This window comes from Brevundimonas sp. (assembly GCF_013912005.1).
Classification (GTDB): Bacteria; Pseudomonadota; Alphaproteobacteria; order Caulobacterales; family Caulobacteraceae; genus Brevundimonas.
The window spans coordinates 84614-108834 of the sequence record NZ_JACESB010000001.1; the positions used below are offsets into that span (position 1 = coordinate 84614).

Below are 24221 nucleotides of genomic sequence, written 5' to 3' on the forward strand. Positions count from 1 at the left end.
ACGACTAGCCGCCGGACCGATTCATGACCAGCACCGCCGGGCCCAGGGCCGCCATCATTCTCGCCGCCGGGCAGGGCACACGGATGAAGTCGTCCCTGCCCAAGGTGCTGCACCCGGTCGGGGGGCGGGCCATGCTGGACCACGCCATCGACGCCGCCGAGGCGCTGGGCTGCGAGCGCGTGGTGGTGGTGGTGGGCGCGCACTCGCCGGAAGTTCGCGCCCACGTCGCGAAGCGGCTGGGCGAGGACTGCATCGCCGTGCAGGACCCGCCGCTGGGCACCGGGCACGCCGTGCGGGCCGCCGAGAGCGCCCTGGCCGATTTTCACGGGCAGGTGGTCATCACCTACGGCGACGTGCCGCTGCTCCGGGCCGCTGACATCGAACCGGTGTTCGGCGCCGGCGAGGGCGTGCGCGTGGTCGGCTTCGAGGCCCGCGACCCCGGCGCCTACGGCCGGCTGATCCTGAACGGCGACGCGCTCGAGGCGATCACCGAGGCGAAGGAGGCGTCGCCGGAGGTGCTGGCGCTCACCGCCTGCAACTCCGGGGTCATGGCCGCGCCGGCCGGCCTGCTGTTCGAACTGCTGGCCGAGGTGCGCAACGACAACGCCAAGGGCGAGTACTACCTGACCGACGTGGTCGAGCTGGCGCGGCGGCGCGGCGAACCGACCCGGGCCGTCTTCGCGGGCGAGGATGCGGTGATGGGGGTCAACTCCCAGGCCGAACTGGCGCAGGCCGAGGCGCTGTTCCAGAAGGTGCGACGGGAAGACTTCCTCGCCGCGGGCGTGACCATGCCGGCGCCGGAGACCGTGCACTTCGCGTGGGACACCGAGGTGGGGGCCGGGACGACGATCGAGCCCTATGTCGTGTTCGGGCCGGGCGCGCGGATCGCCCCGGGCGCCCGCATCCGCAGCTTCAGCCACATCGAGGGGGCCACGGTGGCGTCCGGCGCCGAGGTCGGGCCCTACGCCCGGCTGCGGCCCGGGGCCGATCTGGGCGAAGGCGCCAAGGTGGGCAACTTCGTCGAGGTCAAGAACGTGGCCATGGGCAAGGGCGCCAAGGCCAACCACCTGGCCTACCTCGGCGACGGCGAGGTGGGCGCGAAGGCGAACATCGGCGCCGGGACGATCTTCTGCAATTACGACGGCTTCTTCAAACATCGTACGACGGTGGGCGAGGGGGCCTTCGTCGGCTCCAACAGCTCGCTGGTGGCGCCGGTGAGCATCGGCGCCGGGGCGATGGTGGGCTCGGGCTCGGTGATCACCCGCGACGTCGAGGCCGGAGACCTGGCGCTGGCGCGCGGTCAGCAGACCGCCAGGACCGGATGGGCGGCGCGATTCATGGAGACCATGCGGGCGAAGAAGGCCGCGCAGAAGGGGAAGGCCGGATGAGCGCCGACGAGCAGAAGCGCCGCGCCGGCGAGGCGGCGGCCGAACGGGTCGAGCCCGGCATGATCGTCGGTCTCGGCACCGGCTCCACCGCCGCCTGGTTCGTGAAGGCGCTTGCGGCCCGCAAGCTGGCGAACCTGAGATGCGTGCCGACGTCGGAGGCCACCGCCGAACTGGCCCGCGAGCTGGGACTGCCGCTGTCCACGCTGGAGGATACGCCGCGCATCGACCTGACCGTCGACGGCGCGGACGAGGTCGGGCCGGGGCTGGCGCTGATCAAGGGCGGCGGCGCGGCCCTGCTGCGCGAGAAGCTGGTCTGGGAGGCCTCGGCGCGTTGCATCGTCATCGCCGACGCCGCCAAGGTGGTGAAGACCCTCGGCCGCTTCGCCCTGCCGATCGAGGTGGTCGCCTTCGGCCACAAGACCACGGCCAACCGCATCGCCGACGTGCTGGCGGATCATGACATCGCCATGCCGGCCCGGGTGCGAACGGCGGAGCGCGGGCTGGTGCGCACCGACGGCGGCAACCTGATCTACGACGCGGCCTGCGGGGCCATCGCCGATCCGGCGCGGCTGGCCGATGACCTGAAGCTGATCACCGGCGTCGTCGAGCACGGCCTCTTCCTCGATCTCGCCGACGAGGCGATCATCGGTGGCGAGGCCGGCGTCGAGGTCATACATCCCTGATCCCAGCGGATCGGAGGCCCCATGGCTGACTACGACTACGACCTCTTCGTCATCGGCGCCGGCTCCGGCGGGGTGCGGGCCGCGCGCCTGACCGCCCTGGGCGGCAAGCGGGTGGCCATCGCGGAGGAGCACCGCGTCGGCGGCACCTGCGTGATCCGCGGCTGCGTGCCGAAGAAGTTCATGGTCATGGCCTCGGAGGTCAGCCATGCGCTGGAGATCGCCGAGGGCTACGGCTGGTCGTTCGACAACGCCCGCTTCGACTGGCCGACCTTCCTGCAGGCCAAGGACGTCGAGATCGCGCGCCTGTCCGGCATCTACGCCGCCAACCTCGGCAAGGCCGGGGTCGACCTGATCCACGGGCGGGCGGTGCTGAAGGACGCCCACACGGTCGAGATCGTCGGCAAGGACCAGACGGTCACCGCAGAGAAGATCCTCATCGCCACCGGCGGCCGGCCGTGGAAGCCGGAGGACCTGCCGGGCATCGAGCATGCGATCACTTCCGAGGAGGCGTTCCACCTGCCGGAGCTGCCGAAGCGCATCCTGATCGCCGGCGGCGGCTACATCGCCGTCGAGTTCGCCGGCATCTTCGCCGGCCTCGGCGTCGACACCACGTTGATCTACCGCGGCCCGAACATCCTGCGCGGTTTCGACGACGACGTCCGCGCCCACCTCGCCGGCGAGATCGAGAAGCGCGGCGTGAAGGTCATTCTCGGCTGCCAGCACACCTCGCTGGAGCGGACGGAGACCGGCATCGTCAACCACCTCGGCAACGGCATGGCGCTGGAGACCGACGTGGTGATGTTCGCCACCGGGCGCGTGCCCCACGTCAAGGGCCTCGGCCTCGAGGCCGCCGGGGTCGAGCTGAACGAGCAGGGCGCGATCCGGGTCGACCGCTGGTCGAAGACCACGGCGGACAACATCTGGGCCATCGGCGACGTCACCGACCGGATGAACCTGACTCCCGTCGCCATCCGCGAGGCCGTGGCCTTCCACGAGACCGTGTACCGCAACAACCCGACGGCCTTCGACTACGAGGCCGTGGCCACCGGCGTGTTCAGCCAGCCGCCGGTCGGCGTCGTGGGCCTGACCGAGAGCGAGGCGCGGCACAGCTGCCCGGGCGAGGTCGACGTCTACCTGACCCGCTTCCGGCCGATGAAGTACGCCTTCACCGGCTCGGACGAGCGGGTGCTGATGAAGCTGGTCGTCGACGCCACCTCCCAGAAGGTGGTGGGCGTCCACCTCGTCGGGCCGGAGGCGCCGGAGATGATCCAGCTGGCGGCGATCGCGGTGAAGGCGGGGCTGACCAAGGCCCAGTGGGACGCCACCTGCGCGGTGCATCCGACCATGGCCGAGGAGCTGGTGACGCTGCGCGACAAGCAGCAGCCGTCGAGCATGTCCGCCGGCTGACCGACGCGGCATCGCGTTCATTGTCGCGGAACGGCCGACCGCCTATCTTGCGGCGATGAGTACGCGCTGGACCCCCGACAGCTGGAGATCGAAGCCCGTCGTGCAGATGCCGACGGACTATCCTGACGCGCAGGCGCTGGAGCGCGTCGAGGACGAGCTGCGCGCCATGCCGCCGCTGGTCTTCGCCGGCGAGGCGCGCCGCCTGACGGCCAAGCTCGCCCAGGTCGAGGCGGGCGAGGCCTTCCTGCTGCAGGGCGGCGACTGCGCCGAGAGCTTCAAGGAGTTCTCGACCGACAACATCCGCGACACCTTCCGCCTGATCCTGCAGATGGCGGTGGTCCTGACCTTCGCCGGCCGCAAGCCGGTGGTGAAGGTGGGCCGCATCGCCGGCCAGTTCGCCAAGCCGCGGTCATCCTCGCTGGAGACGATCGGCGACGAGACCCTGCCCAGCTACCGCGGCGACATCATCAACGGCATGGGCTTCACCGCCGCCGAACGCGTGCCCGATCCGCAGCGCCTGCTGCGCGCCTATCACCAGTCGGCGGCGACGCTGAACCTGCTGCGCGCCTTCGCCGGCGGGGGTTACGCCGACCTGCACAACATCCACCGCTGGACGCTCGGCTTCGCGGCGGAGAACGCCTACGGATCGCGCTATCGCGAACTGGCCGACAAGATCGGCGAGGCGCTGGACTTCATGCAGGCGGTGGGGGTCACGCCGGAGACCCATCCCGACCTCAGCCGGGTCGAGGTGTTCACCAGCCACGAGGCGCTGCTGCTGAACCTGGAGAGCGCGCTGACGCGGCTGGACGGGGCGACCGGCGAGTGGTTCGACACCTCCGCCCACATGGTCTGGATCGGCGAGCGCACCCGTCAGCTGGACGGCGCCCACGTCGAGTTCGCCCGCGGCATCCGCAATCCGGTCGGGCTCAAGTGCGGGCCGACCATGGAGCCCGAGGATCTTCTGCCGCTGATCGACGTGCTCAACCCGGACAACACGCCCGGGCGGCTGACCCTGATCGGCCGCTTCGGGGCCGACAAGGTCGGCGACCGCCTGCCGCGCCTGATGCAGGCGGTGAAGGCGGCGGGCCGGCGCGTGGTGTGGTCGATCGACCCGATGCACGGCAACACGCTGAAGGCCGGCAACGGCTACAAGACCCGGCCGTTCGAGCGGATCCTGACCGAGGTGCGGACCTTCATCGAGGTGGCCGAGGCCGAGGGCGTGCACCCCGGCGGCGTGCATCTGGAGATGACCGGCCAGAACGTCACCGAGTGCCTCGGCGGAGCGCAGATGCTGACCGAGGATGATCTGAGCAGCCGCTACCATACCCACTGCGATCCGCGCCTGAACGCCGACCAGGCGCTGGAGCTGGCCTTCCTCGTCGCCGAGCGCCTGAAGGCGGGGCGGGCGGCGCGGTCCGAGGCGGCCTGAGCGTGGAGGGGGTCGGCCGTCCGGACGACGACGCCCCCGCCGGCCGCTGCGCCTACCAGGGCGCGCCCGGCGCCTTCAGCCACGAAGCCTGCACGGATCTGCGGCCGTGGGACGAGGCGGTTCCCTACGAGACGTTCGAGGCGGCGCTGCAGGCCCTGCGGCGCGGCGACGTCGGCTGCGCCCTCATTCCGGTCGAGAACAGCACCATCGGGCGGGTGGAGCCGGCGGCGAGCCTTGTCGAAAGCTCCGGTCTGCGGGTGATCTCCGAGGTCTGGCGGCCGATCCGGCTGGCCCTGCTCGGAACCCCGGGGGCGCGTCCCGGCGATGTGCGCACGGCCGAAAGCCACCCCGCCGCCCTCGGCCAGTGCGCGGCGTCCCTTGCGGCCCTGGGCCTGCAGCCGGTGGAGGCGTTCGACACGGCGGGGGCGGCGCGCGCGGTGGCCGAGGCCGGCGATCCGTCGCGGGCGGCGGTCGCCCCGGCCCGCGCGGCCGAGGTCTACGACCTGTCGATCCTGCGCCACGATCTGCAGGATTCGTCGGACAACCGCACCCGGTTCGTACTTCTGGGCCGCGACGACGCTTGACGTCAACCGCGGTCCGGGCCTCCATGGCGGCCATGGTTCGCCCGCTCGCCCTCACCGCGACGACCGCCCGCCGCTTCGCCGCGGGCGCGAACCTGTATTCCGGCTTTCGATACGCCGGCTGAGGCGTCGGGCAGCGCGGCCCGGCGGCCTCGCCGGCGACCGCTCCGCGACGGAGCGGCGGCTCGCAAACCCTCCGACCGTATCGAACCGAAGGCTCCCCCCGTGTCCCACGCCCTCCATCCCGTTCTCCAGCCGATCTGGCCGCCGGCCGACCGCCGCCCCGAGGACATCAGCCCCGAACGCATGGCGCTGGCTGCGCTGCGTCACGAGATCGACCAGCTCGACGACGAGATCCTCGCCCTGTTCGAGCGGCGGCTGGCCATCGCCGCCCGCGTCGGCCGCGCCAAGGATGCGCCGGCGGGGCCGCACCTGAAGCTGCGCCCCGACCGCGAGCAGGCGGTGCTGGACCGCCTCTCCGCCCGCGCCCGCCCGGATAACCGGGAGGCCGTACAGGCCCTGTGGCGCGAGATCGTCGGCCACGGCCTGGCCCGCCAGGGGCGGACGCAGGTCCAGGTCTGGGCTCCGGTGGAGCCGGTCCGCGCCTTCGACGCCGCCCGGCGCCGGTTCGGCGCGGGGGCCGGGATCCGTCTGGCCGAGGGCGCGGAGGCGGCGCTGAAGTGGGCCGCCGAGGGGCAGGGGGCCGCGGTGCTGGCCGTCAACGACGGCGATCCGTGGTGGATCAGCCTGCGCCGCCAGTGGACCTCGCTGAGCGTGTTCGAAGGTCTCGGCGGCGCCGTGCCGACGGCGCTGGCCGTCGGCCGGATCGATCCGGCCGCCCTGCCGTCGGGGCCGCGCGTGGTGATCGGCGCCGGCGGCGACGCCGGCGACGGCGACGGTCGCCGGGTCGGGCTCGCCACCCACCATGGCTGGACCCTGTCCCTGACCGACGCGCCGCTGGCGGTGGGCGGCCCCGAGGGCTGCGTCGGCGCGATCGGCGGCTAGACCGCCATGTTGTCGATCAGCCGCGTCCGCCCGATGCGGGCCGCGGCGAGGACGCGCGCGGGGGCGTCCACCGTGCGGGAGAAGGCGGAGAGATCCTCCGCGCGGCGCACGGCGACATAGTCGACGCTGTCGAAGCCCGCCGCGAGCAGGGCGTCGACGGCGGCGGCCTCGATCGCCTCCACCGCCTCTCCGGCGGCGGCGCGGGCGCCCGCCTCGGCCAGCACCCCGTTCAGGCGGCGGGCCGTCTCCAGTTCCGCGGCCGACAGGTAGGCGTTGCGGCTGGACAGGGCGAGGCCGTGGCCGTCGCGGGCCGTCGGCAGGCCGACGATCTCGACCGGGATGTCCAGGTCGCGCACCAGCCGGCGCACCACCATCAGCTGCTGCCAGTCCTTCTCGCCGAACACGGCGACGTCGGGCTGCACCTGGTTGAACAGCTTGGCGACCACCAGGGCCACGCCGCCGAACATCTGCGGCCGGAAGGCGCCCTCCAGCCCTTCGGCCGGGCCGCCGACGTCGATGCGGGTCGTCGATCCGGCGGGATACATCTCCTCGACGCCGGGGGCGTACATCAGATGGCAGCCGGCGCCGGCGAGCAATTCCGTGTCACGCTCCTCCTGCCGCGGATAGGCGCCGAGGTCCTCGTGGGCGGCGAACTGGGCGGGATTGACGAAGACGCTGGCCACCACCCGGTCGGTCCGCTCGACCGCCGCCCGGACCAGCGACAGGTGGCCTTCGTGCAAGGCGCCCATGGTCGGGACGAAGCCGACGGTGAACCCCTGCCGTCGCCAGCCGGTTACCGTCTCGCGCAGGTCGGCGATGGTGCGGGCGACGGGCAGGGCGGAGGCGGGGCGGTCAGCCATGGTGAACGGATTAACCCTTCGCGTTAGGCGTGCTTGTGAACCGCGTTGCAAAGCCCCGCGTGCCAGGGTCCGGCTTATGACGCCGCGGCCGCCCTTCCGTCCAGTGCTCGCCCTGCTCCTCGCGACGGGGCTGACCGGCTGCGGCATGGTCGAAGGCGACGCGGACCGGTTCGAGACCCTGGCGGAGAAGGTCGCGGCGATCCCGCTGGACGAGCCGGCCGGAGCGAAGCGCGCGGCCCCGGCGTCCGCCGCCGATCGCGGCCTGCGTCCGGCGCTGCGCGTCGAGGTCATGGATCCTCACGCCCTCTGGGACGCCCGCGACGGCGGTCTGGGCGGCGTCGTCCAGGCGGCCACGACCCGGGCCGCGGCCGCCGCGGCGCCGGCCGTGGTGGACGGGGTGGCGTCCGAGCTGCGGCAACGGGTGGAGGGCGTCGCCGGGCGGGCACCGTTGCGTCCCGCGCTTCGGGTCGTCGAGACCGGTCGCCCGCTGGTCCAGCTCGGCGCCTATTCCAGCGAGGCCGCCGCCCGCGCCGCCTGGAGCCGCCTTCAGGCCGGGCCTGCGGCCTCTGCGCTGCGGGGGCTTTCGCCGGTGCTGGAGCCGGTGGAGGTCGACGGCCGGACGCTGGTCCGTCTGAAGACCTCGGCGCCCGCCGCCGGCGCGGCGGACCTCTGCGCCGCCGCCGGCGTCGACGACCCGTGGTGCCGCCGCGCCGTCTGAGGCAATTCACAGCTTCGCCCGGGTCCGCGCGTTGACGTCGCCCGCCCCGGCGGCGACCCTGTCGTCCCATGACCGCGGGTTCGAGTCGGCGGTCGCTTCAGGATTCCAATCCCATGGCTGACCCTGTGGTCATCGTCGTCGGCAACGAGAAGGGCGGGGCGGGCAAGTCGACCCTCGCCATCCACATCGTCGCCGGCCTGCTGCACGCGGGCAAGCGCGTGGCGATCATCGATCTGGATCTTCGCCAGCGCTCGATGGCGCGCTTCTTCGCCAATCGCGCGGCCTGGACGGCCGGAAACGGGCAGAGCCTGCCCATGCCGATCGAGCCGGACCTCGGCGACGGCAAGGTCCTCGCGCGGGCCGACGAGGCCGAACAGCTGGCCCGCTTCGAGGCGGCCTTCACCGAGGCGCGGGCGCAGGCGGACTACATCCTGATCGACACCCCCGGCGGGGACACCGTCCTGTCGCGGGCGGCGCACGGCCTGGCCGACCAGATCGTCACCCCGATGAACGACAGCTTCGTCGACTTCGACCTGCTGGGGCAGGTCGATCCCGTGACGCTCGAACTGCAGAAGCCGTCGATCTACTCCGAGAGCGTCTGGGAGGCGCGCAAGCACCGCGCCATCACCCAGGGCCGCAATGCGACGATCGACTGGATCGTGGTGACCAACCGCCTCGCCGTCGCCGCCGCGCGCAACCGGCAGCGGCTCGAGGAGCGGATGCAGAAGCTGGCCCGCCGGGTCGGCTTCCGCATGGGGCCGGGCCTGCGCGACCGGGTGATCTATCGCGAGCTGTTCCCGTTCGGCCTGACGGTCGCCGACCTGTCGAACGAGGTGAGGCCGGTGGCCGTGTCGCTGGCCCATGTCGCGGCCCGGCAGGAGCTGCGCAGCCTGATGCTGGCCCTCGGGCTGGACGGCGACCGGCTCGACTCGCCGCTCGACGCGGCGGCCTGATCGCGTGGGACTGGTCTGGCTGGCGCTGGCGGCCATCGCCGTCTGGGCGCTGGTGCGGCTGGGGCGGCAGACGGAGAAGCCGGGGCGGGGGCAGTGGCGCATCGCGGCCACCGTGCTCGGCGCGGTGCTGCTGGCCGGGGCGGTGCTGGCCGGCGCCCGGGGCGCCTGGCTTGCGGCCGCGGGTCTGGCCGGGGCCGGGGCGTGGTTCCTGGTCGCCTCGCGGCAGCGGCCGCCGGCCCCGCGCGTCGAGGCCATGACGGACGCCGAGGCGCGGTCCCTGCTGGGGGTCGCCCCCGGCGCCTCCCGCGCGGAGATCAACGCCGCCTGGAAGCGCCTGATGGGCCGGGCCCACCCGGACCAGGGCGGCACGGAAGGGCTGGCCGCGCGCCTGAACGCGGCGCGCGACCACCTTCTGAAGCGCCGGGTCTAGGCTTTCGCCGCCTTCTTCGCCGCCGGCTTCTTCGCCGCCGCCTTGGGCGCGGCCTTCTTCGCGGGGGCCTTCTTGCCCTTGGCCGGCGCCCCCGCCTTGGCGGCCAGCAGCGGCAGGGCGGCCTCCAGCGTCATGTCCTCGGGCGCCGTCCCCTTCGGCAGGGTGGCGTTGACCTTGCCGGACTTCACATAGGGGCCGAAGCGGCCCGCCATGACCTGGACGGGATCGCCGGTCTCCGGGTGCGCCCCCAGCTCCTTCAGCGGCGCGACCGCCGAGCCGCGGCCGGCGCGCCCGGCGCGCTTTTCCGCCAGCAGGGCCACCGCCCGGTTCAGGCCGATGTCGAAAACCTCATCGATGTCAGAGACATTGGCGTAGGTTCCTGCGTGCTGCACGAAGGGGCCATAGCGGCCGAGACCGGCCGTGATCGGCTTGCCGTCCTCCGGGTGCGGCCCGACCTCGCGCGGCAGGCTGAGCAGGCGCAGGGCCTGTTCCAGCTCCAGCGTCGCCGCCGACCAGCCCTTGGGCAGGGACGACCGTTTCGGCTTGTCGCCCTCGCCGGCGGTTTCGACATAGGGCCCGAAACGGCCGATCTTGAGCAGCACCGGCTGGCCGGTGGCCGGGTCGACGCCGAGCTCGCGGTCGCTGGCCGCCTCCTCGCCGCCGGCGCCGGCGCCGAAGCCGCGGGTGTATTTGCAGTCCGGATAGTTGGAGCAGCCGATGAAGGTCGACTTCATCTTGAAGCTGGCCTTCAGGTGCAGCCGGCCCGTGCCGCACACCGGGCAGAGCCGGGGATCCGAACCGTCCGCCTTCGGCGGGAACAGGAACGGCCCGATGGCTTCGTCCAGCTTGTCGATGACGCCCTGCAGGGCCGTGACCTCGTCCGTCGCCGGCTTCAGCTGGCCCCAGAAGTCGCGCAGCAGAACCTTCCAGTCGAGGTCGCCGGCCGAGACCTCGTCCAGCCGCGTCTCGAGGTCGGCGGTGAAGTCGTACTCCACCCACTTGCCGAAGAACTGCTCGAGGAAGGCCGTCACCAGCCGCCCGGTGTCCTCGGGGATGAAGCGGTTCTTGTCCATGCGGACGTAGCCGCGGTCGCGCAGGGTGGTCAGGATCGAGGCGTAGGTCGAGGGCCGGCCGATGCCGAGCTCCTCCAGCTTCTTGACCAGGGTGGCTTCCGAGAAGCGCGGCGGCGGCTCGGTGAAGTGCTGCTCGGTGCGGATCGCCTCGACCTTCGCCGTCGCGCCTTCCTTCAGCGCCGGCAGGCGGGTGGCGTCGTCCTCGTCGTCGTCCGACTTCGGCCGGTCGTCGCGGCCCTCCTCATAGGCGGCGATGAAGCCGTCGAAGGCGACGACCTGGCCGGTGGCGCGCAGGCCGGTCTGGCCGTCGGCGCTGTCGATCTCGACCGTGGTGCGGTCCAGCCGCGCGCTCTCCATCTGGCTGGCGACCATGCGCTTCCAGATCAGCTCGTAGAGCCGCTGCAGGTCCGGCTCCAGCCGCAGCGAATCCGGCGTGCGGGCGATGTTCGTCGGCCGGATCGCCTCGTGCGCCTCCTGGGCGTTCTTGGCCTTGGTCTTGTAGTAGCGGGGCTCGGACGGAAGATAGGCGGGGCCGAAGCGGTCGCCGATCACCTCCCGCGCCTGGGCGATGCCCTCGGGGCTCACCGAGACGCCGTCGGTCCGCATGTAGGTGATCAGGCCGCCGGTCTCGTCGACGCCCTCGTACAGCTTCTGCGCCGCCTGCATGGTGCGCTGGGCGGTGAAGCCCAGCTTGCGCGCCGCCTCCTGCTGCAGGGTGGAGGTGGTGAAGGGCGGGGCCGGCGAGCGCTTGACCGGCTTCTTCTCGATCGAGCGGATGGTGAAGGCGCCGCCGTTGATCGCGGCGCGGGCGGCGCTGGCCATCTCCTCGGAGACGACGTCCAGCCGCTGCACCCGCTTGCCGGCGTGCCGGACCAGCCGGGCGGTGAAAGGCGGGCTGTCGGCCACCAGATCGGCCTCGACCGACCAGTATTCCTGCGGCCGGAAGCGCTCGATCTCCAGCTCGCGGTCGACGACGATGCGCAGGGCGACCGACTGCACCCGGCCGGCCGAGCGGGCGCCGGGCAGCTTGCGCCACAGCACCGGCGACAGGGTGAAGCCGACCAGATAGTCGAGCGCGCGGCGGGCCAGGTAGGCCTCGACCAGCTCCATGTCGAGTTCGCGCGGCGCCGCCATGGCCTCCAGCACGGCGCCCTTGGTGATGGCGTTGAAGGTGACCCGCTGGACCTGCTTGTCCTTCAGCGCCTTCTTCTTCTGCAGCACCTCCAGCACGTGCCAGCTGATCGCCTCGCCCTCGCGGTCGGGGTCGGTGGCGAGGATGACGCGGTCGGACCTCTTCGCCGCCTCGGCGATCTCGGACAGGCGCTTGGAGGCCTTGGCGTCGACCTCCCAGCTCATGGCGAAATCGTCGTCGGGCGCGACCGATCCGTCCTTCGACGGCAGGTCGCGGACGTGGCCGTAGGACGCCAGGACGGTGTAGTCCGGGCCCAGGTATTTGTTGATGGTCTTGGCCTTTGCGGGGCTCTCGACGACGACGAGGTTCATGCGGGGAGGGGCCTTTCAGAGGCGCGGGAACGTGGTTGGCTGGAGCCGCCCTGTCAATCGGCCGTCGTCCGGACCGGTGTCAGAGCGAGACCAGACCGCCCGGCAGCAGGGTCGCCCGGCCGGCCAGACTGAGCTCCAGCAGGGCCGCGGCCACGGCCCCGACGGGGGCGCCGGCGGCGCGCGCCAGTTCGTCGCGCGGCGTCGGCGTGGGGGAGAGTAGGGCGGCCACCCGCTCGACCAGCTCCGCCCCGGTCTCGTCCGGCGCGCCGGCGAACGGCGCGTCCGCGGCCGGCTCGCGCACGGCCCGGGGACGCTCGAACTCCCGCTCGATGTCCGCCAGCCCCTCGCACAGGACCGCGCCCTGGCGCAGCAGCTCGTTCGGCCCCTTCGAGCGCGGGTCCAGCGGCGAGCCGGGGACGGCGAACACCTCGCGGCCCTGTTCGGCGGCGAGCCGGGCGGTGATCAGGGAGCCGGACCTCAGCTCCGCCTCGACCACCACCACGCCGCGGGACAGGCCGGAGATGATGCGGTTGCGGCGCGGGAAGTCTTTGGCCTGCGCCCGCGCCCCCACCGGACTCTCGGAGACGACGCAGCCCCGTTCGACGATCTGGCGGTACAGGTCGGCGTTGTCGGGCGGGTAGACGTCGTCGACCCCGCCGCCCAGCACCGCCACCGTGCCGGTCGGCAGCGCCCCGGCATGGGCGGCGCCGTCGATGCCCCGCGCCATGCCGGACACCACCACGTGGCCGGCCTCGCCGAGCTGCTGGGCCAGGCCGCGGGCGATGCGCTGGCCGCCGGCGGAGGCGATGCGGGCGCCGACCACGGCGAGGCAGGGCCGGGCCAGCAGTCCGGCCTCGCCGAGAGTCCACAGCAGCGGCGGCGGCGGGTCGATGGCCGCCAGCAGGGCGGGATAGTCGGCTTCGCCGAAGACGATCAGCCGCGCCCCCAGCCGTTCGCCCGCGGCGAGCTCGGCGTCGATCTCTCCGGCAGACGGCAGGGCGAGGCCATGGCCGCCGCCGCGGCGGACCAGGTCCGGCAAGGCCTCGAGCGCCGTAACGGCGTCGCCGAAGCGCTGGAGAAGCTGGCGGAAGGTGACGGGGCCGACGCGGTCTGTGCGGGCCAGCCGCAGCCGGGCGAACCGCTCGGCCGCGTCGAGGGTCACGTCTTCCTGGCTCCGATGCGCGGCTCCGCCCCCTTCAGCAGGCGGGCGATGTTGGCGCTGTGGCGGATCCAGATCAGCACGGCGGTGAAGGCGGCCAAGGCGAGAATGGGGGCGGGGGCGGGCAGGCCGAGGGCGGCGAGCGGCAGCAGGGCGTAGACGGGCGCCGCCGCCGAGGCGACCAGGGCCGACAGGGAGGAGATGCGGAACAGCGCCGCCATCAGAATCCAGGTGGCGCCGGCCAGCAGGCCCAGCGGCCAGGCGGCGGCGATCAGCAGGCCGAAGAAGGTCGCCACCCCCTTACCGCCCCTGAAGCCGAGCCAGACCGGGAACAGGTGGCCGAGGAAGGCCGCGCCGCCGGCGATCGCGCCGGCGACCTCGCTGTCGAACAGCTGGCGGGCGATGAGCAGGGCCGCCGCGCCCTTGCCGGCGTCGAGCAGCAGGGTGGCCAGGGCGAGGTCCTTGCGGCCGGTGCGCAGCACATTGGTCGCGCCGATGTTGCCCGAGCCGATCCCGCGCACGTCCTGGCCGGTCGCCGCGCGGGTGAGGATCACGCCGAAGGGAATGGACCCCAGCAGGTAACCGCCGGCCGCCACCAGCGCCAGCGTTCCCAGAGCGGGCCCGACCAGATCCTGCACCTCAACCCCCATACAGCCGCCGCGTGTATATCACGCCGCCGGCGCCGCTCGCCAGCGGCGGCCAGCATCTATCGATTCGGCGGGCGTCGTTTCCGGGGCTCAGCGCCCGTCGTGCACGACCCGCCCGCCGACCACCGTCAGCCGGACCCTGCCCTGCAGCCGTCGCCCGTCGAACGGCGAGTTCTTCGACTTGGAGCGGAGGGCGTCGGCCTCGATGACGACCGGGGCGCCGACGTCGAACAGCACCAGGTCGGCGGGGGCGCCGGCGGCCAGACGCCCGGCCTCCAGCCCCAGCAGGCTCGCCGGCCCCTCGGTCAGCGGCCGCAGCACGTCCAGCAGATCCAGGCCTTCCGCGTGATGCAGCGTCAGCGCCGCTGGCAGCAGGGTCTCCAGCCCGACCGCCCCGGGCGCCGCCTCGGCGAACGGCCGCCGCTTGTCCTCGGCCGGGGCCGGGGCGTGGGCCGAGGTGATGACGTCGATCAGGCCGTCGCGCACCGCCTCGACCAGCGCCCGCCGGTCGCTCTCGACCCGCAGCGGCGGGTCCAGCCGGTAGAAGGTCCGGTAGTCGCCGATGTCGACCTCGTTGAAGCACAGGTGGTTCACCGAGACGGAGGCGGCGACCTCGAGGCCGCGCGCGCGGGCCCGCGCCAGCGTCTCCAGCGCGTCTTCAGTGGAGATCTGGTCGACGAGGAAGCGGGCGCCGGTCTGCTCGACCAGCGCCAGGTCCCGCTCCAGCTGGATGCGTTCGGCGATGGCCGGGGCCGAGGCCAGTCCCAGCCGCGTGGCCAGTTCGCCGGAGGTGGCCACCGCCCCCTCGCTCAGCCACGGATCCGCCGGCCGGCAGGCGATCAGGGCGTTGAAGGCGGCGGCGTAGCTCATCACCCGCTGCAGGGTGCGGCTGTTGGCGATCACCCGGTCGCCGTCGGTGAAGTAGAGCGCCCCGGCCTCGTCCATCAGGCCGATCTCGGCCATGCGCTGGCCGTCCAGCGCCCGTGTCGCCGCCCCGGCCACCCGCACATGGACGAGGCCGAGCGCGGCCCCGCGCCGCTGGATGAAATCGACCATGGCCGGATCGTCGATCGCGGGGTCCGTGTCGGGCTGGATAACCATGGTGGTGACCCCGCCCGCCGCCGCCGACAGGGCGGCTGACTTCAGCGTCTCCTTCGGCTCGGCCCCCGGCTCGCCGGTCTTGACCCGGATGTCGATCAGGCCGGGCGATAGGCACAGGCCGCCGGCGTCGACCACCTCGACCCCGTCCGGCGCCGCGGCGCCCGCCCCATGCACCACCTCGAGGATGCGGCCGTCCTCGACCAGCACCGCCCCCGGGCCGTCGTAGTCCGTCGATGGGTCGAGCAGACGCGCGTTCAGGATCGCCAGAGCCTTGGTGTCGGGCGCGCTCATGCCGCGACTCCCTCGCGTCGTGTCGACAGGGCCGCCAGCACCGCCATGCGCGCCGCCACGCCCATCTCCACCTGGTCCTGGATCAGCGACACCGACAGGTCGTCGGCCACGTCCGAATCGATCTCCACGCCGCGGTTCATCGGCCCCGGATGCATCACCTTCGCGCCCGGCTTCGCCCAGGACAGCTTCTCGCGGTCGAGGCCCCAGAAGCGGAAGAACTCGCGGGTCGAGGGCACCAGCGCGCCCTCCATCCGCTCCAGCTGCAGGCGCAGCATCATCACCACCTCGACGCCCTGCAGGCCCTCGCGCATGTCGTGGAACACCTCGCAGCCCCAGCGGTCGGCGTCGCCGGGAACCAGCGTCGGCGGCCCGATCAGCCGCACGCGGGCGCCCATCATCGACAGCAGGGCGACGTTGGAGCGCGCCACCCGGCTGTGGGCGATGTCGCCGCAGATGGCCACCGTCAGCCCGCCCACGTCGCCGAAGGCGCGGCGCAGGCTGAGCAGGTCCAGCAGGGCCTGGGTCGGATGCTCGTGCCGGCCGTCGCCGGCGTTGACCACCGCGCAGCCGACCTTCTGCGACAGCAGGGCCGCCGCGCCCGAGGCGCCGTGGCGCACCACCAGCACGTCCGGCTTCATGGCGTTGAGGGTCGCCGCCGTGTCGATCAGGGTCTCGCCCTTGGCCACCGAGGAGGTGCGCGGCGACAGCGCCGTCACATCGGCGCCCAGCCGGCGGGCCGCGATCTCGAACGAGGCCGAGGTGCGGGTCGAGTTCTCGAAGAACAGGTTCACCACCGTCCGCCCGCGCATCAGGTCCAGCGCCTTGGCCCCCTGCCGGTTGAAGTCGACGAAGGCGTCGGCGAGGTCCAGCAGCGGCGGGACGGTGGCGGCGTTCAGGTCGCCGGCGGAGAGGAAATGATCGCGCGGGAACGGCGCCAGCCGCTCGCGGATGATCTCGGTGAGGTCGGGCTGGCTCATCGAAGCCCGGCTATAGGGCGAGCCGCGGCGGAACGGAAGCCGCCGTCCTCAGATGTAGCCGAACAGGCCCAGGAGCAGCGGTATGGTCGCGGCGCTGGCGGCCGTGGTGAAGGCCACCACCCCGGCGACCAGCGGCGCGTCGCCGCCCATCTGGCGGGCCAGCACATAGCTGGCGGCCGCTCCGGGGGCCGCACCGGCCAGCAGGGCCACGCCCTGGGCCGTGCGGTCGCCGCCCAGCCAGCCGCACAGCCAGAACATCGCCACCGGCACGACCAGCAGCTTGATCGTGGCCACCGCGCCGATGACGACCGGCCGCGAGGCCGCATAGCGGAAGCTCAGGCCCGCGCCCGCGGTCATCAGTCCGAGCGCGATCGCGCCGGGTCCCATCAGCTCGAACACGCCTTGCAGCAGGGGAGGGGCCGGCGCGCCGGCCATGTTCAGCGCCGCGCCGAGGCCGCAGGCCCAGATGATCGGGTTGCGCCCCAGCGAGCGCAGGGCCAGGCGCCAGCCGCCGCCCTGCCCGGCGCCCCAGCGCGCCAGCGCCAGGACGCAGACTACGTTCAACGCCGGGGCCAGCACCCCGAAGGCGACCGCCGCGGTCCCCAGCCCGGGCGGCCCGAACACCGCCGTGGCCACCGGCAGGAAGACGAAGCCGTTCCACCGCACCACGCCCTGCAGCACGCTGGTGAAGGACGGATCGGGCAGGCGCAGGGCGGGCTTCGCGGCCACGGTCAGCGCCACCACCAGAACGGACACGCCGATCGTGCTCAGCGCCACCGGCCCGGCCGTGCCGGCGCTGAAGTCCGCGCCCCAGACCGCCGGCACGAGGAAGGCGGGGTAGAAGACGAAATAGGTCAGCCGCTCCACCGCCCGCCAGCCGTCGTCGGCCAGGAAGCGCGCCTGCCGCAGGCCCCAGCCCAGCGCGATCATGGCGAACACCGGCACGATGCCGGTCAGCAGGCCGCTCACCGGAGGCCGGCGTCGCGGAGGCGGTCCAGCGCGCCCTGCAGGATCCAGGCGGCGGCGGTCCGGTCGACGACGCCGGCGCGTCGCTTGCGGGTCAGGTCCAGCTCCTCGATCAGGAAGCGCTCCACCGCCGTGGTCGACAGCCGCTCGTCCTGGAAGGCGACCGGAACCTCGCGCAACCGCTGCAGGTTGCGGGCGAAGGCCCGGCACGACTGGGCGCGCGGCCCCTCCGACCCGTCCATGTTCAGCGGCAGGCCGATGACCAGCGCGCTGGCGCCCCGTCCGTCCATCAGCTTCAGCACCCGCTCCGCGTCCTGGGTGAATTTCGTCTTGCGGATCAGCTCCAGCGGGCTGGCGATCATGCGGGTGGCGTCCGAGGCGGCGACCCCGATGGTCTTCTCCCCCAGATCCAGCCCCAGCCACGGCGTCCCGGGCGGGGTCGAGGCGGCGAGCTCTTCGAGGGTCAGGACGGTCATCGCCGCGGCCTAGGACTGGCGAACCGCGCTGGCAAGGTGCAAGCTGCGCCGGTCCATCGACGATAGGGGAACGTCCGATGAAGCATCCGCTCCTGTTCCTTGTGGCGTTGATTGCTGTGACCGCCTGCGACAGCGGCGTCGAAACCCGCAAGGCGGCCCTCCCGGAGGCCGCCGGGAACGCGCCGGCGACGGCGCCGCCGCCGCTGGCGCCCGCCGGCCCGGCGGGGCGGATCGCGCCGGACGCCACGCCGGACCTCCAGTGGGCCGCGGCCGTGGTCGAGCTCGATCCGCTGACCCGCCAGGGCGACGCCGCCGTGAAGCTGTTCGGAACCGCCGGCGGCGATCCGGCCATGAACGGCCTCTACACCCACATCGCCTTCTTCGTGTCGCCGGCCGAGGGCTGGCGGGTGTTCCGCATCGGCGACTTCCTCGACTACCGCGTTCTGGCCGAGGCGCCGGGGCGGGTCGACCTGGAGGTGGAGGAGAGCGTGATGGACCCCGGCGACGGCGCGATCGGACAGCGGTCGCGCCGGCTGATCGTCGGCTGGAGCCCGGGCGCCAACGGCGCGCCGCCGGCGGCGGTGACCGTCACCCCCGCGCGCTGACGTCGCGCGGCGTCTGAATCCTTGTGAATCCGGGGCCGGACGGCTAATCCCGCCGGCTCAGGTTTCGCATTGGAGGGCCGCATGGCCGTCGACGTCGCGACCGTGCGCCGGGTGGCGCACCTCGCCCGCATCAAGACCCCCGAGGAGCGGCTGGAGCCGCTGGCCCAGGAGCTGAACGGCATCCTGGCCTGGATCGAGCAGCTGAACGAGGTCGACGTCGAGGGCGTCGAGCCGATGACCTCGAACGTCCACCAGCCGCTGCGCCTGCGCGACGACGTGGTCACCGACGGGAACAAGGTCGCCGACGTGCTGTCCAACGCCCCGAAGTCGGCCGACGGCTTCTTCGTGGTCCCGAAGGTGGTCGAATAAGCCATGACCGACCTGACGAAACTGACGCTCAAGGCCGCCGTCGACGGTCTCAAGGCCCGCGACTTCTCCTCGGAGGAGATCACCCGCGCCTTCCTCGCCAACATCGAGGCCGCCAACCCGCGGCTGAACGCCTACGTCGTCCAGACCTCCGACAAGGCGCTGGACATGGCCCGCGCCGCCGACGCCCGGCTGGCGAAGGGGGAGGGCGGTCCGCTCGAGGGCGCGCCGCTGGGGATCAAGGACCTGTTCTGCACCGACGGCGTCCAGACCACGGCCGGCTCCAACATGCTGCGCGGCTTCGTCCCGCCCTATGAGTCCACCGTCACCGCCAACCTGTGGCGCGACGGCGCGGTCATGCTGGGCAAGCTGAACATGGACGAGTTCGCCATGGGCTCGTCCAACGAGACCTCGGCCTTCGGACCCGTGGTCAATCCGTGGAAGTCCGGCGCCTCCAACGCCGACCTGACCCCGGGCGGCAGCTCCGGCGGCTCGGCGGCGGCCGTGGCCGGCGATCTCTGCCTCGCCGCTACCGCCTCGGACACCGGCGGCTCGATCCGCCAGCCGGCCGCCTTCACCGGCACGGTCGGCGTGAAGCCGACCTACGGCCGGGCCAGCCGATTCGGCATGGTCGCCTTCGCCAGCTCGCTCGACCAGGCGGGGCCGATCACGAAGACCGTCGAGGACGCCGCCCTGATGCTGCGCTCGATGTGCTCCTTCGACCCGAAGGACTCCACCAGCCTCGACGTCGAGACCCCGGACTGGACCCAGTCGCTCGGCAAGTCCGTGAAGGGCCTGCGCATCGGCATTCCGAAGGAATACGTCGTCGACGGCATGCCCGCCGAGCAGATGGAGCTGTGGGAGAAGGGGCAGGCCTGGCTGCGCGAGGCCGGCGCCGAGATCGTCGAGATCAGCCTGCCGCACACGAAGTACGCCCTGCCGGCCTACTACATCATCGCCCCGGCCGAGGCCTCGTCCAACCTGGCCCGCTACGACGGCATGCGCTTCGGCCACCGGGCGGCCGATGCGAAGTCGCTCACCGACCTCTACGAGACCACCCGCGCCGAAGGCTTCGGCAAGGAGGTCCAGCGGCGCCTGACCATCGGCGCCTACGTCCTCTCGGCCGGCTTCTACGACGCCTATTATGTCCGGGCCCTGAAGGTCCGCCGGCGCATCGCCGAGGACTTCGACAACGTCTGGGGCAAGGTCGACGCCATCCTGACCCCGTCGACGCCGTCGGCCGCCTTCGCCATCGGCGACCGGCAGATCGACCCGGTGACCATGTACCTGAACGACGTCTTCACGGTCACGGCGAACCTCGCCGGCCTGCCGGGCGTCTCCGTCCCCGCCGGCCTCGACAAGGGCGGCCTGCCGCTCGGCCTGCAGGTCATCGGCAAGGCGCTGGACGAGGCGACGGTGTTCCAGGTGGCCAGCGCCCTCGAGGACGCAGCCGGGTTCGTCGCGAAGCCGGAGAAGTGGTGGTAGCCTGACCCCTCTCCCATCGGGAGAGGGAGGGGCCCGCGCGCGCAGCGCGTGGGAGGGAGTGGGGTGAGCCGGTGGCGGTGACCAGCCGCCAACCCGGATCTGGACCTTCAGCCCCGACCGCCCGCACGTCGGCGTCCCGCTTCCTGCCGTCGGCTGCGCCGCTGCCCCATCCCTCTCCCCATAAGGGAACGGCCGTGCTATCATGAGTTGTTCGATGGCCGGAGGTTGCGCCTCATGACGCCGGGAGCGCGAACCGCACGGGCCCGCGACCTCCGCAGGCGTCAGACTCACGCTGAAGCGCTGCTTTGGCAATACCTTCGCGCCGGCCGGCTCGCCGGTTTCCGCTTCCGCCGCCAGCACCCCATCGGCCGCTACTTCGCCGACTTCGCCTGCCTGTCGCTCAGGCTCGTCATTGAACTCGACGGCAGAATCCATGATGGGGACCCCCGCCAGTTGGCTGACCATCAGCGCCAACAGGAGATCGAATCCTTCGGCTGGTGCGTGCTTCGCTTCACCAACGAGCAGGTGACCCGCTCCCTGCCCGCTGTCCTCGCCGCCATTCGCGAGCAGGCCCGACTGGCCGGCGCGCTCCTCCCTGCCGAAGAAGCACCTCTCCAGAGGCGTTTCATCCCCCGGGCCCGCCCGCCGAAGTTCAAGCCGTGAGGGCCCTTCTTCCCACGAGAGGGGGATTTCAATCCGTGGAGCGGCTTACGCACATGAAACCCGGAAGCCGAAGGACACAGTTGTCCCCCCGCTCCCGAAAATGCAAAAGCGGGCGACGCCGCTCCCGCGGCCGAAACCCGGCCCACACCCTCCCGCTCAACTCCGTTGAGCGGGCCCCTCCCTCTCCCGCCGGGAGAGGGATAAAGAAGACCGCATGACCGACACCACGACCGCCGACACCAAACTCATCCAGGGCCGCACCGGCCCGTGGGAAATCGTCATGGGGCTGGAGATCCACGCCCAGGTGGCGTCGAAGGCCAAGCTGTTCTCCGGCGCGGCGGTCGGCTTCGGGGCGGGGCCGAACGAGCAGGTGTCGCTGGTCGACGCCGGCTTCCCCGGCATGCTGCCGACGCTGAACCGCTTCTGCGTCGAGCAGGCGGTGCGCTCGGGCCTCGGCCTGCGGGCGAAGATCAACCTGAAGAGCCAGTTCGACCGGAAGAACTACTTCTATCCGGACCTGCCGACCGGCTATCAGATCAGTCAGCTGTACCACCCGATCGTCGGCGAGGGCGTGGTCGAGGTGGAGCGCGAGGACGGGACCTTCTTCGAGGTCGGCATCGAGCGCCTGCACCTGGAGCAGGACGCCGGCAAGCTGATCCACGACCTGTCGCCGACCGAGAGCTACGTCGACCTCAACCGGGCCGGCACGGCGCTGATGGAGATCGTCTCCAAGCCCGACCTGCGCACGCCTGAGGAGGCGGTCGCCTACGTCAAGAAGATCCGCACCATCCTGATCTATCTCGGCACCTGCGACGGCGACATGGAGAAGGGCAACCTGCGCGCCGACGTCAACGTCTCGGTGCGCCGCCCCGGCGAGCCGTTCGGCACGCGCTGCGAGATCAAGAACGTCAACTCGTTCCGCTTCATCGCCCAGGCCATCAACTACGAGGCCCGGCGCCAGATCGAGATCCTCGAGGACGGCGGCTCCATCGTCCAGGAGACGCGGCTGTTCGACCCGGGCAAGGGCGAGACCCGCTCGATGCGCTCGAAGGAAGAGGCGCACGATTACAGGTACTTCCCTGATCCCGATCTCCTGCCGCTTGAGCTGGAGCAGGCCTGGATCGACGAGATCAAGGCCTCGCTGCCGGAGCTGCCCGACGAGAAGCGCCGTCGGTTCATGAGCCAGTACGGCCTGTCGCAGTACGACGCGGGCGTTCTGATCTCCGAACAGGCCAAGGCCGACTATTTCGAGGAAGCCGCCAGGGGCCGTGACGCCAAGCTGGTCGCCAACTGGGTGACCAACGAGGTCTCCGCCCGACTCGCCGCCGCCGGCAAGGACTTCGCCGAAAACCCGCTGCCGGCCGCCCACGTCGCCCAGCTGGTCGAGCTGATCGAGAACGGGACCATCTCGTCGAAGATCGCCAAGGAGGTGTTCGACCACGTCTGGAACGGCGAGGGCTCGCCGGCCGAGGTGGTCGAGACGCACGGCCTGAAGCAGGTCACCGACACCGGGGCGATCGAGAGGGCGGTGGACGAGATCATCGCCGCCAACCCGGACAAGGCCGCCGCCGTCGCCGAGAAGCCCCAGGCCATCGGCTGGTTCGTCGGACAGGTGATGAAGGCGACCGGGGGCAAGGCCAACCCGGCGGCGGTCAACGACATCCTGAAGGCGAAGCTGGGTCTCTAGGCGTCCGGCCGCCGGCCGGGCGGAACCATCCCGGGCAGGCCCGGTTGCACTTCCTCGGACGCAGGGAGCGCAACATGCTGGCGATGGACTACCGGGGACCGCGCAGGGTCCGCATCGAAGAGAAGCCGATGCCGAGGATCCAGCATCCCCGGGACGCCATCGTCCGGGTGACCCGGTCGTGCATCTGCGGCTCGGACCTGCACCTCTACCACGGCATGGTCCCCGACACCCGGGTGGGGATGACCTTCGGCCACGAGTTCTGCGGGGTGGTCGAGGAGGTCGGCCCGGCGGTGGAGAACCTGAAGAAGGGCGACCATGTGCTGGTCCCCTTCAACATCGCCTGCGGCCAGTGCCACTTCTGCAAGCAGGGCCTGTTCGGCAACTGCCACGAGTCCAACCCCGAGGCCACCGCGGTGGGCGGCATCTTCGGCTACTCCCACACCGCCGGCGGCTACGACGGCGGCCAGGCGGAGTATGCGCGCGTGCCCTATGCGGACTTCGGGCCGATGGTCATTCCCGACTGGATGGACCCGGACGACGCGGTGCTGCTCACCGACGTGGTCCCCACCGGCTACCAGGCGGCCGAGATGGGCGGCATCCAGACAGGCGACACCGTGGTGGTCTTCGGGGCGGGTCCGGTGGGCCTGCTGGCGGCGCGCTGCGCCTGGCTGTTCGGGGCCGGCCGGGTGATCGTCATCGACCACCACGAGTACCGGCTGGACTTCGCCCGGGACTACTGCCCGGCCGAGGTCTACGATTTCCGGGAGATCGGCGACCCCGTAGTCTTCCTCAAGAAGATCACCGACATCGGCGCCGACGTGTGCATCGACGCCGTAGGGGCGGACGCCTCGGGCAACGCCTGGCACACCCTGTTCGGCAAGAAGCTGAAGCTCGAGGCCGGCAGCGCCGTGCCGCTGCACTGGGCCATCAACTCGGTGAAGAAGGGCGGGGTGGTGTCGATCGTCGGCGTCTACGGTCCGACCGGCAACATGGTCCCCATGGGCAATGTCGTGAACAAGGGCATCACCATCCGCGCCAACCAGGCCGCGGTGAAGCGCCTGCTGCCGCGCCTGGTCGAGCATGTGAGGGAAGGCCGCATCGACCCCAAGCGGATCATCACCCATCGCCTGCCGCTGGAGGAGGTGGCCGAGGGCTATCACCTGTTCTCGTCCAAGCTCGACGGCTGCATCAAGCCGGTCCTGATCCCCAACGCGGCCTGAGGAGGACGTCATGCAGACCCAGAGCGACCGCGCCGAAGCCGCCGCCCGCAAGGCCCCGCCCGCCGCCGCGCCCCGGATCGACCCGACCACCGTGGTGGGCTGGGGCGTCGACGCCGATCCGGAAAACGACCCCACCTGGCCGATGCGCGACCGGGCCGGCGACGACGGTCCCGGCATGAACTGGAGCCGCCCGGCCCTGCAGACCGCGGAGGTGGAGATCCTCGCCTCGGTGGAGCACAAGGCCCGCCCGGCGACGATGGGGACCTCTGTCCCGCCCCGCGGTCTGAGCGGCGTGCTGCGGCGGCAGGCGTTCCGCCTGAGCGAGAGTCAGTGGGGGCACTGGCTGCTGCTCATCCTCGCCGACCGGGTCAATACGGTCGAGGGCCTGCTGGACGACCTCGGGCGGGGGCGTCTGCCGAATCCGCTGGTCGAGACCGGGGTGGTTCCGCATGCGCGCTCGCGGGAGGCCGCGGCGGCGACCGTGATCGCGGCCGGGGTGGTGCTGACGGCGGCCGTGCTGCTGATGCGCCGGCGGCGCTGAGCCGGGC

At 72.1% G+C, this 24221-nt stretch carries 24 protein-coding genes; 16 read left to right on the forward strand and 8 right to left on the reverse strand.

The features are described from left to right. Nucleotides 1-23: 23 nt before the first annotated feature. The 6 genes from glmU to H2038_RS00485 all read left to right on the forward strand — a co-directional run bounded on the left by glmU (nt 24) and on the right by H2038_RS00485 (nt 6493). Nucleotides 24-1388 carry a bifunctional UDP-N-acetylglucosamine diphosphorylase/glucosamine-1-phosphate N-acetyltransferase GlmU gene (gene glmU / locus H2038_RS00460; RefSeq protein ID WP_292108487.1) on the forward strand — a complete coding sequence of 455 codons (1365 nt, stop codon included), beginning with the start codon at nt 24-26 and terminating at the stop codon, nt 1386-1388. After that, nucleotides 1385-2071: a ribose-5-phosphate isomerase RpiA gene (gene rpiA, locus H2038_RS00465; protein ID WP_292108488.1), complete on the forward strand. Its 687-nt coding sequence runs from the start codon at nt 1385-1387 to the stop codon at nt 2069-2071. The genes glmU and rpiA overlap by 4 nt, the downstream gene beginning before the upstream one ends. 21 nt (nt 2072-2092) lie before the next feature. Further along, nucleotides 2093-3478, forward strand: a complete 1386-nt coding sequence (gene gor, locus H2038_RS00470; RefSeq protein WP_292108489.1) for a glutathione-disulfide reductase — start codon at nt 2093-2095, stop codon at nt 3476-3478. 55 nt (nt 3479-3533) lie between these two features. Next, nucleotides 3534-4907, forward strand: a complete 1374-nt coding sequence (locus H2038_RS00475; RefSeq protein ID WP_292108490.1) for a class II 3-deoxy-7-phosphoheptulonate synthase — start codon at nt 3534-3536, stop codon at nt 4905-4907. A 2-nt stretch (nt 4908-4909) separates the two neighbouring features. Then, nucleotides 4910-5491 carry a prephenate dehydratase domain-containing protein gene (locus H2038_RS00480; protein ID WP_292108491.1) on the forward strand — a complete coding sequence of 194 codons (582 nt, stop codon included), beginning with the start codon at nt 4910-4912 and terminating at the stop codon, nt 5489-5491. A gap of 222 nt (nt 5492-5713) precedes the next feature. After that, nucleotides 5714-6493, forward strand: a complete 780-nt coding sequence (locus H2038_RS00485) for a chorismate mutase (protein WP_292108492.1) — start codon at nt 5714-5716, stop codon at nt 6491-6493. Here H2038_RS00485 and panC read toward each other — a convergent pair. After that, the gene (gene panC, locus H2038_RS00490; protein ID WP_292108493.1) at nt 6490-7353 is read right to left on the reverse strand and encodes a pantoate--beta-alanine ligase; all 864 of its coding nucleotides are present in this window, start codon (nt 7351-7353) and stop codon (nt 6490-6492) included. The two genes, H2038_RS00485 and panC, sit on opposite strands and share 4 nt — an antisense overlap. Nucleotides 7354-7456: 103 nt before the next feature. Between panC and H2038_RS00495 the strand changes: the two genes are divergently transcribed. The 3 genes from H2038_RS00495 to H2038_RS00505 all read left to right on the forward strand — a co-directional run bounded on the left by H2038_RS00495 (nt 7457) and on the right by H2038_RS00505 (nt 9454). Further along, nucleotides 7457-8071, forward strand: coding sequence for an SPOR domain-containing protein (locus H2038_RS00495; RefSeq protein ID WP_292108494.1), 615 nt, complete (start codon nt 7457-7459; stop codon nt 8069-8071). Between the two features lie 113 nt (nt 8072-8184). After that, nucleotides 8185-9024 carry a division plane positioning ATPase MipZ gene (locus H2038_RS00500; protein WP_292108495.1) on the forward strand — a complete coding sequence of 280 codons (840 nt, stop codon included), beginning with the start codon at nt 8185-8187 and terminating at the stop codon, nt 9022-9024. A gap of 4 nt (nt 9025-9028) precedes the next feature. Beyond that, nucleotides 9029-9454: a molecular chaperone DnaJ gene (locus H2038_RS00505; RefSeq protein ID WP_292108496.1), complete on the forward strand. Its 426-nt coding sequence runs from the start codon at nt 9029-9031 to the stop codon at nt 9452-9454. Here H2038_RS00505 and topA read toward each other — a convergent pair. From topA to ruvX, 7 genes are all read right to left on the reverse strand, one after another. Then, nucleotides 9451-12030 (reverse strand): type I DNA topoisomerase, encoded by a 2580-nt coding sequence (gene topA / locus H2038_RS00510; RefSeq protein ID WP_292108497.1) that lies wholly within the window; start codon nt 12028-12030, stop codon nt 9451-9453. The genes H2038_RS00505 and topA overlap by 4 nt on opposite strands. Nucleotides 12031-12109: 79 nt before the next feature. Continuing rightward, nucleotides 12110-13192, reverse strand: a complete 1083-nt coding sequence (dprA, locus tag H2038_RS00515; protein ID WP_292108498.1) for a DNA-processing protein DprA — start codon at nt 13190-13192, stop codon at nt 12110-12112. Beyond that, nucleotides 13189-13839, reverse strand: coding sequence for a glycerol-3-phosphate 1-O-acyltransferase PlsY (gene plsY, locus H2038_RS00520; protein ID WP_292108499.1), 651 nt, complete (start codon nt 13837-13839; stop codon nt 13189-13191). Before plsY ends, dprA begins: the two co-directional genes overlap by 4 nt. An 87-nt stretch (nt 13840-13926) precedes the next feature. Further along, on the reverse strand, nt 13927-15228 hold the full coding sequence (pyrC, locus tag H2038_RS00525; protein ID WP_292108500.1) for a dihydroorotase: 1302 nt from the start codon (nt 15226-15228) through the stop codon (nt 13927-13929). Further along, on the reverse strand, nt 15225-16205 hold the full coding sequence (locus H2038_RS00530) for an aspartate carbamoyltransferase catalytic subunit (protein WP_292108501.1): 981 nt from the start codon (nt 16203-16205) through the stop codon (nt 15225-15227). The genes pyrC and H2038_RS00530 overlap by 4 nt, the downstream gene beginning before the upstream one ends. Nucleotides 16206-16253: 48 nt before the next feature. After that, nucleotides 16254-17174 carry an AEC family transporter gene (locus tag H2038_RS00535; RefSeq protein ID WP_292108502.1) on the reverse strand — a complete coding sequence of 307 codons (921 nt, stop codon included), beginning with the start codon at nt 17172-17174 and terminating at the stop codon, nt 16254-16256. Continuing rightward, nucleotides 17171-17647 carry a Holliday junction resolvase RuvX gene (ruvX, locus tag H2038_RS00540; protein ID WP_292108503.1) on the reverse strand — a complete coding sequence of 159 codons (477 nt, stop codon included), beginning with the start codon at nt 17645-17647 and terminating at the stop codon, nt 17171-17173. The genes H2038_RS00535 and ruvX overlap by 4 nt, the downstream gene beginning before the upstream one ends. 77 nt (nt 17648-17724) lie before the next feature. Here ruvX and H2038_RS00545 point away from each other — a divergent pair, with 77 nt between their 5' ends. The 7 genes from H2038_RS00545 to H2038_RS00575 all read left to right on the forward strand — a co-directional run bounded on the left by H2038_RS00545 (nt 17725) and on the right by H2038_RS00575 (nt 24214). After that, nucleotides 17725-18252 (forward strand): hypothetical protein, encoded by a 528-nt coding sequence (locus H2038_RS00545; protein ID WP_292108504.1) that lies wholly within the window; start codon nt 17725-17727, stop codon nt 18250-18252. A gap of 81 nt (nt 18253-18333) precedes the next feature. After that, nucleotides 18334-18621 (forward strand): Asp-tRNA(Asn)/Glu-tRNA(Gln) amidotransferase subunit GatC, encoded by a 288-nt coding sequence (gene gatC / locus H2038_RS00550; protein ID WP_092308075.1) that lies wholly within the window; start codon nt 18334-18336, stop codon nt 18619-18621. 3 nt (nt 18622-18624) lie between these two features. Continuing rightward, entirely contained in the window at nt 18625-20103 is a 1479-nt protein-coding gene (gatA, locus tag H2038_RS00555; RefSeq protein WP_292108505.1) for an Asp-tRNA(Asn)/Glu-tRNA(Gln) amidotransferase subunit GatA, read from the forward strand. 234 nt (nt 20104-20337) lie between these two features. Continuing rightward, nucleotides 20338-20766 carry a DUF559 domain-containing protein gene (locus H2038_RS00560; protein ID WP_292108506.1) on the forward strand — a complete coding sequence of 143 codons (429 nt, stop codon included), beginning with the start codon at nt 20338-20340 and terminating at the stop codon, nt 20764-20766. A gap of 214 nt (nt 20767-20980) precedes the next feature. Then, on the forward strand, nt 20981-22453 hold the full coding sequence (gatB, locus tag H2038_RS00565; protein ID WP_292108507.1) for an Asp-tRNA(Asn)/Glu-tRNA(Gln) amidotransferase subunit GatB: 1473 nt from the start codon (nt 20981-20983) through the stop codon (nt 22451-22453). 128 nt (nt 22454-22581) lie between these two features. Further along, nucleotides 22582-23673: a zinc-dependent alcohol dehydrogenase gene (locus H2038_RS00570; protein WP_292108508.1), complete on the forward strand. Its 1092-nt coding sequence runs from the start codon at nt 22582-22584 to the stop codon at nt 23671-23673. A 10-nt stretch (nt 23674-23683) separates the two neighbouring features. Beyond that, nucleotides 23684-24214, forward strand: a complete 531-nt coding sequence (locus H2038_RS00575) for a hypothetical protein (protein WP_292108509.1) — start codon at nt 23684-23686, stop codon at nt 24212-24214. Nucleotides 24215-24221: the final 7 nt, after the last annotated feature.

Coding starts and splice junctions, on each gene's coding strand:
- gatA (WP_292108505.1), top strand. CDS start 18,625: ATGACCGACCTGACGAAACTGACGCTCAAGGCCGCCGTCGACGGTCTC.
- ruvX (WP_292108503.1), bottom strand. CDS start 17,647: ATGACCGTCCTGACCCTCGAAGAGCTCGCCGCCTCGACCCCGCCCGGG.
- gor (WP_292108489.1), top strand. CDS start 2,093: ATGGCTGACTACGACTACGACCTCTTCGTCATCGGCGCCGGCTCCGGC.
- panC (WP_292108493.1), bottom strand. CDS start 7,353: ATGGCTGACCGCCCCGCCTCCGCCCTGCCCGTCGCCCGCACCATCGCC.
- gatB (WP_292108507.1), top strand. CDS start 20,981: ATGACCGACACCACGACCGCCGACACCAAACTCATCCAGGGCCGCACC.
- plsY (WP_292108499.1), bottom strand. CDS start 13,839: ATGGGGGTTGAGGTGCAGGATCTGGTCGGGCCCGCTCTGGGAACGCTG.
- glmU (WP_292108487.1), top strand. CDS start 24: ATGACCAGCACCGCCGGGCCCAGGGCCGCCATCATTCTCGCCGCCGGG.
- gatC (WP_092308075.1), top strand. CDS start 18,334: ATGGCCGTCGACGTCGCGACCGTGCGCCGGGTGGCGCACCTCGCCCGC.
- H2038_RS00570 (WP_292108508.1), top strand. CDS start 22,582: ATGCCGAGGATCCAGCATCCCCGGGACGCCATCGTCCGGGTGACCCGG.
- H2038_RS00575 (WP_292108509.1), top strand. CDS start 23,684: ATGCAGACCCAGAGCGACCGCGCCGAAGCCGCCGCCCGCAAGGCCCCG.
- rpiA (WP_292108488.1), top strand. CDS start 1,385: ATGAGCGCCGACGAGCAGAAGCGCCGCGCCGGCGAGGCGGCGGCCGAA.
- H2038_RS00475 (WP_292108490.1), top strand. CDS start 3,534: ATGAGTACGCGCTGGACCCCCGACAGCTGGAGATCGAAGCCCGTCGTG.
- H2038_RS00545 (WP_292108504.1), top strand. CDS start 17,725: ATGAAGCATCCGCTCCTGTTCCTTGTGGCGTTGATTGCTGTGACCGCC.
- H2038_RS00560 (WP_292108506.1), top strand. CDS start 20,338: ATGACGCCGGGAGCGCGAACCGCACGGGCCCGCGACCTCCGCAGGCGT.
- pyrC (WP_292108500.1), bottom strand. CDS start 15,228: ATGAGCGCGCCCGACACCAAGGCTCTGGCGATCCTGAACGCGCGTCTG.
- H2038_RS00500 (WP_292108495.1), top strand. CDS start 8,185: ATGGCTGACCCTGTGGTCATCGTCGTCGGCAACGAGAAGGGCGGGGCG.
- H2038_RS00530 (WP_292108501.1), bottom strand. CDS start 16,205: ATGAGCCAGCCCGACCTCACCGAGATCATCCGCGAGCGGCTGGCGCCG.
- topA (WP_292108497.1), bottom strand. CDS start 12,030: ATGAACCTCGTCGTCGTCGAGAGCCCCGCAAAGGCCAAGACCATCAAC.